The 13,539-nt window shown below is 37.0% G+C and carries 11 protein-coding genes and 1 pseudogene; all 12 read left to right on the top strand.

Annotated features, from left to right (window positions below):
- Positions 1–202: 202 nt before the first annotated feature.
- Positions 203–922, top strand: a complete 720-nt coding sequence (locus ACESM9_RS10990) for a GntR family transcriptional regulator (RefSeq protein WP_372998284.1) — start codon at positions 203–205, stop codon at positions 920–922.
- Between the two features lie 37 nt (positions 923–959).
- Positions 960–2,063 carry an ABC transporter substrate-binding protein gene (locus ACESM9_RS10985; protein ID WP_372998281.1) on the top strand — a complete coding sequence of 368 codons (1,104 nt, stop codon included), beginning with the start codon at positions 960–962 and terminating at the stop codon, positions 2,061–2,063.
- A gap of 70 nt (positions 2,064–2,133) precedes the next feature.
- Positions 2,134–2,979 carry an ABC transporter permease gene (locus ACESM9_RS10980; RefSeq protein WP_372998278.1) on the top strand — a complete coding sequence of 282 codons (846 nt, stop codon included), beginning with the start codon at positions 2,134–2,136 and terminating at the stop codon, positions 2,977–2,979.
- 105 nt (positions 2,980–3,084) lie between these two features.
- Positions 3,085–3,867, top strand: a complete 783-nt coding sequence (locus ACESM9_RS10975; protein ID WP_372998275.1) for an ABC transporter permease — start codon at positions 3,085–3,087, stop codon at positions 3,865–3,867.
- 16 nt (positions 3,868–3,883) lie between these two features.
- Positions 3,884–4,957: an ABC transporter ATP-binding protein gene (locus tag ACESM9_RS10970; RefSeq protein WP_372998272.1), complete on the top strand. Its 1,074-nt coding sequence runs from the start codon at positions 3,884–3,886 to the stop codon at positions 4,955–4,957.
- Between the two features lie 3 nt (positions 4,958–4,960).
- Positions 4,961–5,914, top strand: coding sequence for a carbohydrate kinase family protein (locus tag ACESM9_RS10965; RefSeq protein WP_372998269.1), 954 nt, complete (start codon positions 4,961–4,963; stop codon positions 5,912–5,914).
- On the top strand, positions 5,904–6,890 hold the full coding sequence (locus ACESM9_RS10960) for an ADP-ribosylglycohydrolase family protein (RefSeq protein ID WP_372998266.1): 987 nt from the start codon (positions 5,904–5,906) through the stop codon (positions 6,888–6,890). Before ACESM9_RS10965 ends, ACESM9_RS10960 begins: the two co-directional genes overlap by 11 nt.
- 310 nt (positions 6,891–7,200) lie before the next feature.
- Complete coding sequence (locus tag ACESM9_RS10955) at positions 7,201–7,755, top strand: hypothetical protein (RefSeq protein WP_372998264.1); 555 nt, start codon at positions 7,201–7,203, stop codon at positions 7,753–7,755.
- A gap of 28 nt (positions 7,756–7,783) precedes the next feature.
- A complete protein-coding gene (locus ACESM9_RS10950; RefSeq protein ID WP_372998261.1) occupies positions 7,784–8,017 on the top strand; it encodes a hypothetical protein in 234 nt (77 codons plus the stop codon).
- A gap of 519 nt (positions 8,018–8,536) precedes the next feature.
- Positions 8,537–10,030 (top strand): TIGR02677 family protein, encoded by a 1,494-nt coding sequence (locus tag ACESM9_RS10945; RefSeq protein ID WP_372998258.1) that lies wholly within the window; start codon positions 8,537–8,539, stop codon positions 10,028–10,030.
- Positions 10,027–11,163 (top strand): TIGR02678 family protein, encoded by a 1,137-nt coding sequence (locus ACESM9_RS10940; RefSeq protein ID WP_372998255.1) that lies wholly within the window; start codon positions 10,027–10,029, stop codon positions 11,161–11,163. The genes ACESM9_RS10945 and ACESM9_RS10940 overlap by 4 nt, the downstream gene beginning before the upstream one ends.
- Positions 11,150–13,539, top strand: a pseudogene (locus tag ACESM9_RS10935) (chromosome partitioning protein ParA); the annotation flags it as partial. The gene ACESM9_RS10940 and the pseudogene ACESM9_RS10935, both read left to right, overlap by 14 nt.

The following is a 13,539-nucleotide window of genomic DNA, read 5'->3' as shown; positions in this document are numbered from 1 at the left end:
TTGAGAAAATTTTGATTAAAGGTGCAGGAGAGAATGGAATGCACCACTGATAACCTATATAAAAGCCTGACAAAATAATAATTGCCAGGCTTTTTCATGAAAAATTATAAATTATTTAATCTTTGGGAAGGATTTTATATTTTTATGTCTAATATATATGATATTAACTTGTATAGACATGTATACAAGAGGAGGTGAAAGCTTGCTGGATAAGAACGATCCTGTACCTTTATATATACAGCTGCAGAGAATTCTGAAAGAAGAGATACTAAAGGGAAAATATGAAGAAGGGCAAATGATACCTTCAGAAACCCAGCTTTCCTCTAAATATGGTATAACCAGGGCAACTGTACGAAAAGCTATATCTATACTAGCCAATGAAGGTTATCTTCATCAGGTCCATGGAAAGGGTACTTTTGTATGCTTTAAGCAGATGAAATACAATGTATGGAATTTTGGAGGCTTCACAGATTATCTGAAAAGTAAAAACGAAACTCCTATATCAAAGCTGATAAGCATGCAAAGGACAATGATTGATAATCGTGAGTACCTGGAGATAAAAAGGGCTAGAGGTGTGAAGAAGGATAATGATAAGCCTTTATTTCTTACCATAGATACCTCTTTGATTCCTGTGGAATTGTTCCCAGGTATAGATAATTACGACTTTAAAGTAGAATCCTTATATCACATTATGAGAACAAAATATAATATCCATCCTAAAAGGGCAATGTTGAAGTTATCAGCAGTTAAGAGCGATAAAATGGCAAAGGATGTTTTTGCCTTGGATAGACCAATGCCTCTGCTAATGGCCCAAGGGAATGTATATGATCTCAATAATGTGGAGGTAGAGAGGGTAAAAGTAATATACGGTCCCAAGATGGACTTCAATATTGTAGCCAATATGGAAACTTATATACCATAATAATGAGAATATAAATTATGAATGGAGGAGCTTTAAATTGAGTATTAGGAAAACTATTAAAAGCATCATAGCTGCAATTTTGGTATTGAGTATGATGCTGGCATTAACAGCTTGTGGAGGAAACAATCAAAACAGCAATCAGGGCAACAACGACTCTGAAGATGCTAAAACCAGACTTGTGGTAGTTAACTGGAAGGATTACGGATCAGATGATCAGAAGGTTATTGAATATTTTGAGCAGCAATACAACTGTGAAATAATTCATGAGTACATGGCTTCTGAAGAGGAATTGTTGACTAAGTTAAGAACCGGTGGAGTAGGAAAACTGGATGTAGTATTGCCCAATGCTTCAATATTGCCTGTGGCTATACAGGAAGGGCTTCTTGAAGAAGTTGATACATCCAAGCTTGAGAACTACCAGTATATATTTGATAAGTTCATGACATTGCCTGAAAACAAAAAGGATGACAAGATATATGCAGTACCCTGGGTATGGGGTTCCACAGCTATTGCTTACAATAGCGAGCTAGTTGATGAAGAAATAGATTCCATACATGTTCTTTGGGATGAAAAATACAAAGGTATGATAGCATTCAGAGACGACTTTAATGATGCAGTTATGACAGCAGCAATAGCCTTAGGCCAGGATCCAAGCAATCCATCTGATTTAGACGCTATAAAACAAAAGCTAATTGAGCAGAAACCATTGAACAGAACATATTGGAAAACAGGGGATGAATGGTCCAAGCTATTTGCCAACAAGCAGATTGCAGTTGGTATGATGTGGAGTGGACAGGCGGCCAGCATGAAGCAGGCTGGAGAGCCCATAGAATATGTGGTTCCAAAAGAAGGGGCCATAGGCTGGGTTGATTATTGGGGAATAGTAAAAGATGCTCCAAATAAAGAATTGGCATATAAATTTGTAGACTATATGATCAGCAAGGAATTCCAGGAACAATGGGTAAGAGCCGGAGGTCCTGCTCCTGTAAATTCAGAAGCTGTTAATGCCCTTGATGAAAAGACAATAGAGGAAATGAATCTTGGAGAAGAGAGCTTGAATAAACTTTACTTCATAGCATATCACGGTGAAGATGTAAAGAAACAATGGAACGAGCTTTGGCAGGAAGTTAAGGCTCAATAAGAATCTTGGGGCTGCTTGGACAAGCAGCCTCGTTATCATTAATAGAACACAACACAAAGGAGGTTAGTCCTTGAAGAAGAAAGTGCTCTTAATGAGTCCGGCAATGTTTATACTATTTGCTTTCGCAATTGTGCCTTTGTTCATTATGCTATACTATAGCTTTATGAGTGACGGTGCGGTGGCAAAGTTTACTTTGGACAATTATATTAACTTTTTCAGCAAGGGCTTTTATTTGAAGCTTACCTGGAAAACTATAAAGATGAGTATTGTAGTGACCCTGATATGCATAGTTATAGCCTATCCCATGGCCTATATTATGGCCAAGGTCATAAACAAGGGAAAAAACCTGCTGTTGCTTTTGATCATAATACCCTTTTGGACCAGCCAGCTTGTAAGAGCATATTCATGGCTGGTATTTCTGAGAGATGGTGGAGTATTGGCACAGTTTCTTAACAAAATTGGACTGATAACTACTACAGATATGGGTATATTGTTTACAAGCAAGGCCGCTATAATTGCCTTGGTTCATATATTCTTCCCATATATGGTAATAACCATATATATGTCTCTGGAGAAGCTGGACAATTCAATTATAGATGCATCAAAGAGCCTGGGAGCTAAACCTATAGAGACTTTTAGAAGAGTAATACTGCCTTTAAGCAGTCCGGGAATAATAACAGGAGCCATTCTGGTTTTTGTTCCATGTTTGGGCAGCTTTGTTGAACCAAGGATATTGGGAGGAGTCAACGGTTCTGTAATTGGAACTGTTATTGAAGATCAATTCTTTGAGATATATGGCTGGAACTTCGGTGCAGCCATAGCCTTCATATTGCTTGCCATGGTTTTGTTATCCATGGGAGGCATGTCATTACTACTAAACACTGAAAAAACCCGCTCTAAGTCACCTGCCTCATAAGGTGTGCACTAAAGGGAGGTTAAGTTCAGTATGGACTCGACTGACATCCAGTTGAGGATAACCTCTCACTGGATGAGGTCTCGTTCAACAAGGAGGAGTAACATATTGAAAAAGATATTTAGCTGGTTTTACACCGCTGTTATGTTCATATTCTTATATGCACCCATAGCAGTTCTTATGGCAATGGCCTTTAATGAATCTCAGTACAATGCATTGCCATTCAAATTCAGTATGAGATGGTTTGAAGCTTTGTCCAAAAATACAAAGCTGCTTGATGCAACTATGAACAGCATATATCTGGCAGCAATCACAGGAGTCATATGTGTAGTATTGGCTACCGCATTGATGCTGGGCAATAGAGAAACAAGTTCTAAGATAAAGGCTTTAGTAAACTCTACAGTAGTGCTGCCTCTTACTATTCCATGGATTATCATGGGATTGTCCCTGCTGCTGCTTTTGAGAGCTTTAGGCTTGGATAGAAATTTTGTTATGCTGCTCATAGGTCATGTAGTCATATCCTTACCTTATGCGGTTCTGATAATAAGCGCCAGAATGCAGGATATGGATAAATCAATAGAAGAGGCTTCCTATAGCCTGGGAGCCAATGAGTGGACCACATTCTACAGAATTATTTTTCCTATGATATCTCCTGCTATGTTGGCAGGCGGCTTCATGGCTTTTATGGTTTCCTTTGACAACTTTGTATTGTCGTACTTTCTAATACCTACAGGAACTACTACTTTACCCATTGAGATATATTCGTCCATTAAGTTTGGCTTTACTCCCGAAATAAATGCAATATCAACTATAATTCTTGTTTTGTCATTAACGATAATAAGCATAATTGCGGCAATAATGGGTTCTTCATTAAAGAACCTTATTAGATAGAGATAGGAGGAGTATAATGGCTTTTCTTTCCATTAAGAATCTTACAAAAAAATATGACGGTATAACAGTTTTAGATAATATAAGCCTTGATATAGAAAAGGGAAGTTTTCTATCCCTTCTTGGACCTTCTGGTTGCGGTAAGACAACTACTTTAAGATTGTTGGCAGGCTTTGAAAAATGCGATGGAGGGACTATAGAAGTAAATGGCAAGATAATCAATGATATACCCGTTTATAATAGGAATTTTGGCATGGTTTTTCAAAGTTATGCCCTTTTCCCCCACATGACAGTGGAACAAAACATAGCCTATGGTCTTGAGCAGAGAAAGATGAGTAAAAAAGACATCAAAGAAGAGGTAGCAAAGGCCATAGAAATGGTAAAACTTACAGGTTTTGAAAAAAGAAAGCCTAAGCAGATGTCCGGTGGACAGCAGCAAAGGGTGGCATTAGCCAGAGCCTTGGTCATAAAGCCGGATTTACTGTTGTTGGATGAGAGCCTGAGCGCACTGGATAAAAAACTAAGGGTTGAAATGCAAGTAGAGCTGAGGCAGATACAGAAAAAGGTGGGAATAACTACAATATTTGTTACCCACGATCAGGAAGAAGCACTGACCTTATCAGACAAGATTGCTGTTATGAAGGCAGGAAAGATTATGCAGATAGGAACTCCTGAAGAAATATATGAAACTCCCAGCAGTACCTTTGTGGCAAGCTTCCTAGGTCAGGCAAACTTCTTTAGAGGAAGCATAGAAGAAAAATCTGGAGACATATATACATTGAAGTTGAGCGATAACAATACTATGAAATTCAGATCTCATGAGGATTTGAAGATAGGCGAATTAAGGTCATTGACAATAAGACCGGAAAAAATTGAAATCAGCAGTAATGAAAAAGAGCTTAGCATTAAAGGAAAGGTTCTATTTGTAACCTATGTAGGTGACACATCTGTATATAGAATTGAGTCTATGGGACAAGAAGTGCTGGTTAAGAGACAGAACAGTGGAAATGATGAGAAATTCAATATTGGAGATACAGTATATTTGAGCTGGAAGCCGGAAAACAATCTGGTTCTGGATTGGGATGGTGAATAATAATTGAAAAAAGGTAATGTTCTGATATTCGGGGGCATTATTGTAGACAGTTATATGGCAGTGGAAAACTACCCAATAAGAGGGCAGGATGTTTTTATGCACGATAGCTTCGACAGGGTTGGTGGCTGTGCCATAAATGTTGCGCAAACTTTAAAGAATATGGGTATGGACCCTTATGTGGTATCAGCTATCGGTGGAGATACAAGAGGAAATATGATAATGAAATATCTGAAGGATGAAAAGTTCCATACAGATTGCATTAAACAGCTTGAAGAAGAAGATACAGGTTATTGTGCCACAATATTGGAGGATGGAGGAGAGAGGACTTTTCTCACATACAAAGGATGTGAATCCTTTTTTTCTACTAAAATGATACCAGATGATTTGATGAAAAATGCGTCTTATGCGTATATTACCGGATATTATTTGCTGGATGAAAGATACAGTGAAGATATCCTGAAAAATATTGATAAGCTTAAAGCTGAAGGAAGTCGTGTATTATTTGATCCGGGACCCTTAGCCCATCACATAAAAAAAGAAACTTTGCTGTCAGTTATATCAAAGGCTGATATAATAACTCCCAATGAATCAGAAGCAGATAATATTAAAAATTTACTCTCATTGAATATAGAACCGGAAGACTGGTCTGGAGAAATGAATATTGAGCTTGTTGTGCTGAAGTCAGGAAGTAGAGGGGTAAAAGTATGGAATCATGATATGGGATTTTATATGCCACCCTATAAAGTGGAAGCAATAGATACAACTGGTGCAGGGGACAGCTTCGCAGCAGGTCTTATATACGGTTTATGGAAAGGCTTAACAACTTATGAGGCAGTTAGATTTGCCAGCGCTTGTGGTGCTATTGCTACAACCTTCAAAGGGCCTCATGGAAAATTCGGGGTAGAAGATGTTATGAAGCTTATCAGAACTAACAGGGAGGAAATTTATGATAGATAGAGCATATGGAAGCTTGCTTGGAGCAGCTATAGGAGATGCCATGGGCATGCCGGCTTCATTTATGTCGCCGGAAGAAATAAATAGAATATATGGAAGAATTACAGGTTTTCTAAAGCCTGCCAAAGAACAGGTTGCTCATGGTTCTTTGGCACAGGGCGAGATAACAGATGATACGGAGGAATCTTTGATAATTTCTTCCGTATTGATAGAAGCAAAAAGATTTGATGTGGATCTTTTTATAAAAAAGATGCGAGATTGGGCTATAGACAAAAAAATGCTGGAATCAACGGTAATTGGTCCTAGCACCCGAAGGTTTTTAGAAGCTATAATTGACGGAAAAGATTGCATGGAAGTAGGTAAAAAAGGAGATACCAATGGCGGTGCCATGAGAGCTATGCCAATAGGCATATTCAATCATGGAAATATTGACAGAGCTATTGAAGATGCTATACAATCTGCATTACCCTCCCATGGCAGCAAGCCGGGAGTAGCCTCCACCTGCGCAGTGGCAGCAGCAGTAGCTGCAGGTGTAGAAGGGGGTTTCACAGCCAAGGAGGTAATGGAAAAAGCCTTATATGGAGCTCAAAGAGGAGAAGAAGCTGGCTTCAATATACCGGCTCCATCAGTAGCTGCCAGGATACAACTAGCCATGGATATAGTAGAAAAAAATAGAAATAAGAATTTGGAAGACATTTGCTATGAACTATATAGATATATTGGCTCTGACATGAAAAGCTATGAATCCATACCATTGTCATTAGGCATATTCTACGCAGCCCAAGGTGATGCTGGTAAAGGTATAATTGCGGCTGTAAATGTAGGAAATGATGCAGACACCAATGCATCCATAACAGGAGGAATCTGCGGAGCTTACAGCGGAACCAAGTATCTTAAGGAAAAATGGATAGAAGAGATAAAGGCTAGGAACAATATTGACTTTATGAAGATTGCCAAGAACTTGCTTATGTTATCCTGATGAAAATTCAAAAAAACATGGATTGATTTATCCATGTTTTTTTATGTCCAAATTTTTAATTATGCATAGAGAATATCACATTCCGTTAAATGCATTTCAAAAAGTATTCCTTGATTATTAAAATGCTTCCGTCATAAAGCTTTTTTTACTATACACAAAAAATGCGTATAAATTATATAATAAGTGCAATAATACAGATATTACTTAGCATAATGTACATAATGTGAATTATTGACATAATGTGAATTATTGACATAATGTGAATTATTGACATAATGCAAATGATTCTATATAATGGAGGTATAGAAATATGAGTAAAATTAAAGAAAAAAAAGAAGATAGAGTGATTAAAGAAAGAAAAAGCAGCAAGAGGGAGAAAGTATGCAATTCAAAAAGGGGGATTAATGTGGAAATGTTAAGAGAGCAGCTAGTTGCAGACAGAGTAATAGGATTAAAAGAATTGAGAGATAACATTTCTAATGTTTTTGAAAGTGTTGTAAAAAACTATCAGGATGTTGTAGTTGGAAATGCAAAAAAAGGGGGGGAAACTGTTTCTATTATAGCAACAGGGTTATTGACAGAATTACTGGAACCATATAAGTTCAATACTATAATTCAGTATGATGAAGCAACTAATCAGTACGAAGTAATTATTGATGAAATTAACGCTGCCGGAAGTGGGGAAACAAAGGAAGAAGCTATAGAGATAACTTTAGACAATGTGTTGGCATTAGCAGAGGATTATTTTGAAGATATAGAGCTATATATGAGAATAGAAACCCAGAGAAAATACTATCCCTACTTTATGAAAATAAAACATTGCAAAGAAAGAGAAGAATTAGCCAAGGTATTGAACTTAACATAGATAAAAAAACATAATATGAGGTGATACCTTGATCAGCACTTTCTCAGAGCTAGACAAAGTCTGTAAAGCACTAGGGCTAGAAAAGAAACCAACGAAAAAGGGATATATATGGAAGGGCATTGCAAACGGACGATATGCAAAAATATCTGTACACAACAATAACAAAGGAAAAGATATACCAACCGGCACATTTTGCCAATATGTAAGAGAATTAGGATTCAGCAGTCCAGAGGAATATTTTGAATACTTGAGAAGTATATAATGTTGCAAACTCGAATGATATATAGTTGAAAATAAAATAGCATGGAAAAATAGTAGAAAACGGTTTCCATCTAGGATTTGCCGACAACAGATACTGACATCTAGGTGGTATCGATATCATATACAAGAGCGAAAACTCCATTGTAGCCATATTATACTATAGTATAGTTGACTTCTAATGAGGAAGGTAATAATAGCGTGTGTGGAATCCATCTGCACACGCTATTTGCTTATTTAGTTTATTATGTTATTTTAACCATATTGGAAGATGGAGCTATTCAGAGTATATTCTAGCCATTGCCTGTTGTAATGTAGATGTAAACTGACCTTCATTAGGGAATAATGACCGAGTGCAAGCTTCACAATTGGGAACACGCTTGCTATACCGAAATTCCATATTCCTTCTTCTTTTAACGGTAATCATAAATGTATCAATAAGCTATTTTCAAAGAAGCAAATAAGAGATATGATAAAGGAAAATACTATTTTGCTAAGAATTTTTTATCCGAGGAGAAATATAATGAGAAATATACTTATGGATAATTCACTGAGAACCGTTGATGAAGCAAGTTATTTGACGGCTCAAAATGTTGAAAGATATAGAGCGATAATGCGAATTCTTTATATACAGCATCAGAGGATGAAATACTGGCTGAAGAAAGAAGAAATATTCGCATTGATGAAAGAACATGAGATTTTCAGAGACTATGATATGGATAGCTGCGAAAATGATTTAAGATTTCTGACGGAGAAGAAAAACCTCATAGCTGTGCAAGATACTTCCAAAGCCATGACTTTGGCAGAGTTTAAGAATAAAAGGTTTAAATATAAGCTTTCGGATATTTCAATAGAACTTGAGAGGCTTTTATTCAGACTGGAAAACTCAACAGGTATTAAAGGCTCATTGGAACCTAAACTTTTCGAAAAAATGTTGAACCATATAAAAAGGATAAATGATTTGAAATTTGCACCTTTGGATGATATAGGGCAGTGGTGGAGAGACTTAAACAATGATTTTGAAAGTGTAAACAAAGAATATACGGACTTTATTTCAGCTCTGTACAGCACCAATATGGAAAGCCTCATGTCTACGGAAGGGTTTTTGATATATAAGGATAAGTTAATCAACTATCTCAATCAATTCATAAGCCAGATTTTTTCCTATAAACCTGCCATAGAGCGGCAACTGCTGAATATTGATAAGTCTTTTATTGAGGAAATATTAAAAAAAGTAGCATGTTTTGAAGCAGAAGACCCAAAAAATCTTCTGAGAAGCGATATGAATACAATAGAAGAGGACATAGGGGTGAAATGGGAAAATATATATCGTTGGTTTGTCAATGATGAAGAAGAGTGTGAGGCTGAAGCCTTGATCCATGCAACTACAGAGATAATCAGAAAGATGACAGCTTATGCTTTGAGGATTATAGAAAGCAAAAACATTGCCTATAACAGAAAAGAAGAATATAAACACTTAGCATATTTGTTCAGCAATTTAGATTTGGATGAATGTGCAAAGCTTTCTTCTGTAGTTTTTGGAGTATTTGGCTCCAGGCATATAAAGGGCGATTTTATTAAAACCAGCGAAAACCCAAATATAAGCGTTTTGGATGATGCTCAGTTTGCAGTAAAGCTGAGACCCAGAGCAAAAACATACAGGGAAAGAACCAAAGCAAATCCTATCAAAGATAATACCTCAAGAAAAATCAAGGAATATGAGGACTATAAGAGATTGCAACAGGAAGAAGAGCAAATGCTTAAAGATTTGATAAAGGATGGAAGAATCGATTTTGGTACTTTGCCTACCATCAATGGCAGAGTCAGAAGAAAACTTCTACTATGGCTTCATAGAGGATTAACCGGCAAAAAAGCCAGGACAGACACAGGTTTGGATTTTTATATAGAGCTGCCGGATAAAGAAAAGCGATGTCTGATTACAAGCGATGATGGAATTTTGGATATGCCTGCTTATGTGATAGTATTCAACACTTCCGAGGAGAATGATATGCAATGACTAATTTTATACATCTATTAGAAAACTTCTGGATATTAAAGGATAAGGATAGGGAGTTATATTATGAACTTAAGAATCTGGATAGAGATACCAGAGACTTTATAAGAGAAAAGCTGGGTTATAATCTTATCATAAACCAGAATCTGGTGAAGATGGAGAAGGTGCCGGAGGTTCCGGAGGCCTGGATGGGGATAAAAAGTTTTACTGATTCCATGGATTATGTATTGTTGTGTCTGCTGTTGGCTTTTTTAGAGGACAAGACCAATGATGAGCAATTTCTTCTTTCTCATGTAACCGAGTATCTCCAGATAAATTACCCTGATGGAGCGTTGGACTGGACTGTTTATCACACCAGGAAATCCTTGATTAGAGTATTGAACTTTGCTTTGGACATGGGATTTATAAAAATTGACGATGGAGATCAGGATTTATTTTCTGAGAACTATAATGCAGAGGTACTATATGAAAACACAGGCATATCACGATACTTCATCAGAAGTTTCAATGGTCAGATTACAGAATACAGCACCTGGGAGGATATATTAAACAGCCAGTGGTTTTTTAGCGACGAAGATAAAGGCGTAGTGAGAAGGATGAGGGTCTATAGGAGCTTGTTCCTGGATTCAGTAGTGTACGATGATGATTTAAGCGTATTTGAATATATAAAGAGGCAGAGGCATACCCTTCAAAGCGATATAGAGAAATATATGGAAGGGGAGCTTCACATATATAAGAATGCTGCTTTTATAACTGTTGATGATTATAGATATAAGATTTCTTTTCCTGAGGATAAGACCCTGTCGGATATTTGTCTTTTGATATGCAGCATTATATATGAGAAAATACAAAGCGGTGATATGAGCTTAAAAGCAGATGATACTGTATTTATGGATAATGATCATTTCGATGAAGTTTTGCAGATTTGCATCGATAGATATAGGGAGCTTTGGAGCAAGGAATACAGATTGAAAAGCTTCAATCTCCTAAGACAGGAAGTAATAGAGTACATGTCATTGAACAAATTGATAACATCAAGGGAGGCTGGCATGTTAGTGCTGCCCCTGGCTTTGAAATTCAAAGGAGAATACTCTGAAGATGTATTTGTGGAGGATAGGGAAAATGAACAAAAGTAACAACTGGCAATTAACAAGAGCAGGGCTTTTGGATTATTGGTACTATGATGAAGAATACTTTGATTTCTCAGATGGCAGGATGCTTATCCGAGGACAAAATGGTTCGGGCAAATCTGTAACCATGCAGAGCTTTATACCCTTGCTGCTGGATGGTAAGAAAAGCCCAGAACGATTGGATCCTTTTAATTCAAGGGCCAGAAAGCTGGAAGATTACCTGCTGGGAGAGTATGAGATAAGCGGTAAAGAAGTAGGTTTGGGTTATCTTTTTTTGGAATTTAAGAAAAGGAATGAGGACATATATGCTTCCATAGGTATGGGCATAAAAGCTAAAAGAGGCATGGGAATAACAGATAGCTGGTACTTTGTGTTAAATGACAATAGAAGGATTGGAATAGATATTTTTCTTTATGATGAAGTAGAAGGAGAGAAGATAGCCCTATCCAGAAAAAGATTGGAGAATACAATAGGAAGCGGCGGAAAAGTGTTGACATCTCAGAAAGATTATGCTGCTGAGGTTAACAAACTCCTATTCGGTTATGACAACATAGAAGACTTTGAGGAGATGATTGACCTGATCATAAATATTAGGACACCTAAGCTATCCCGTGACATGAAACCTTCTACTGTATACGAAATAATGCAGAATTCTTTGCCTGGTTTGTCTGATGATGATTTAAGGCAGCTTTCGGATACCATAGAAAATCTGGATTCTCTTCAAACAAAGCTTAATATGATAAAGGAGAGCTATCAGGCTGCTTCTAAGCTTAAAAATGATTATGATAGATACAACAAATTTTTGCTCTATGAGAAGATGAAGAGATACCTGGATATAAAAGAAGCCCTGGAAGAAAAGAAAAAAGAGATAAATAAGCTGGAAAAGAAAGTAGAGGATGGAGAAAGGGCTTATAAAAGGCTTCAAATGGAAGTAGAGGCTTTGGATAGTGAAGAAGAGTTATTGAAGATAAAACAGGAGCAGCTCAGGGAAAGGGAAGAATATAAGCTGGCCAAGGATCTGGCGATGTTGAGAATGGAAAAGGCTGAATCAGAGCAGAAAAAAAGCAAACTGGAGCTGAAAAAGGAAGTTAAGAACAGAGAACTTATAAGTTTAGCAAATGAAATTCGCATCATAAAGGATGAAGTATATTCCATTGAGAAAAAAATCGATGAAATCAATGAAGAAGCTGTAGCATTATGCGAGGATTTAAAGCTCAATCATCATGTAGAGATGCTGGAAAAAATATTGGATATGGAGTTTACCAGCCTGCCTCATATGATGAAAGAAGCAAAGGAATTGAAGCATGCAATCGAAAAGATAAAGAGTTTATTGGAGAAACTGGAGGAACTTGAACAGAAACAGGATGAAAAAGAAAAGGAGAAGGATGGGAAGCTTAAGGAACAAGCTTTTTGCATCAGTCAGCTGGAGCAGACCCAATTGCAGATAGAAGAACATAAAACCAAAGCAAAAGAATTGGTGAAGGATTATTTTAACAGAAATAGGTATTTTAAATTGGAACAGGATAGAACCATATCTCTGTTTCAGAGGATAAATGCTATAAACGGGAAAAATCAGCAAAACTTGCTATATGATGTTCTGAATGAAGGATATAACAGCATATTGTCCCAATATACTGTAGAAAGAGAAAAAGTAAATTATGAAATACAGAAGACTGATGATGCAATAATTGAATGCAAGGAGCAGATTGACAGAATAAAGAAGCAAAGTGAAAAACCCTACCCTACAGAAGAAGCGCGCATACTTGCCAGGGAAAGGCTCAGCGCTTTGGGAGTACCCCATATACCCTTTTATATGGCTGTAGATTTTGTTGACGGTGTGGATGATGATATGAAAGCAGTAATAGAGCAGGGACTTATGGATATGGGCATATTGGACAGTTTGATAGTTCCCAGGAAGTATTATGAGGTGACTCAATATTTTACAGAAGATATAAAGGATAGCGTGATTGTACCTCAGCCTAAGCTTATGTGCCAGTCCCTGGACTCATACCTGGAAGTTGCAAAATTAGAAGTAGAGGGTATAACACAACAGGATGTAGCCGATGCAATAGCCAGTATAACCCTAAATCCTGATGATTATTCTCCCTATTTATGCGAGGATGGGAGCTATGGAATAGGTATATTGAGAGGCAAGACCTCCAGAGACTATACACCTAAATATATAGGGATAGAATCAAGAAGAAGGCATAAAGAACAGTTGATAAGGGAAATTGAGGATAAACTGCAGGAACTCAAAGATAAAAGGGAATCTTTGCTAAGTCTGAAACAAATGATGGAAGCAAAAATTATTGCGCTGAAATCAGAATATAATAGTTTTCCCAGATTTGATGATCTGGATGCAGCTTATGAGCTTCTGGAGGA

It is taken from the genome of Lutispora sp., from assembly GCF_041687175.1.
In the GTDB taxonomy this organism is placed as follows: Bacteria; Bacillota; Clostridia; order Lutisporales; family Lutisporaceae; genus Lutispora.
The sequence above is the reverse complement of the archived record's forward strand: the minus strand, read 5'-3'. Positions and strand labels throughout refer to the sequence as shown.

Coding starts and splice junctions, on each gene's coding strand:
- ACESM9_RS10940 (WP_372998255.1), top strand. CDS start 10,027: ATGACTAATTTTATACATCTATTAGAAAACTTCTGGATATTAAAGGAT.
- ACESM9_RS10945 (WP_372998258.1), top strand. CDS start 8,537: ATGAGAAATATACTTATGGATAATTCACTGAGAACCGTTGATGAAGCA.
- ACESM9_RS10955 (WP_372998264.1), top strand. CDS start 7,201: ATGAGTAAAATTAAAGAAAAAAAAGAAGATAGAGTGATTAAAGAAAGA.
- ACESM9_RS10960 (WP_372998266.1), top strand. CDS start 5,904: ATGATAGATAGAGCATATGGAAGCTTGCTTGGAGCAGCTATAGGAGAT.
- ACESM9_RS10970 (WP_372998272.1), top strand. CDS start 3,884: ATGGCTTTTCTTTCCATTAAGAATCTTACAAAAAAATATGACGGTATA.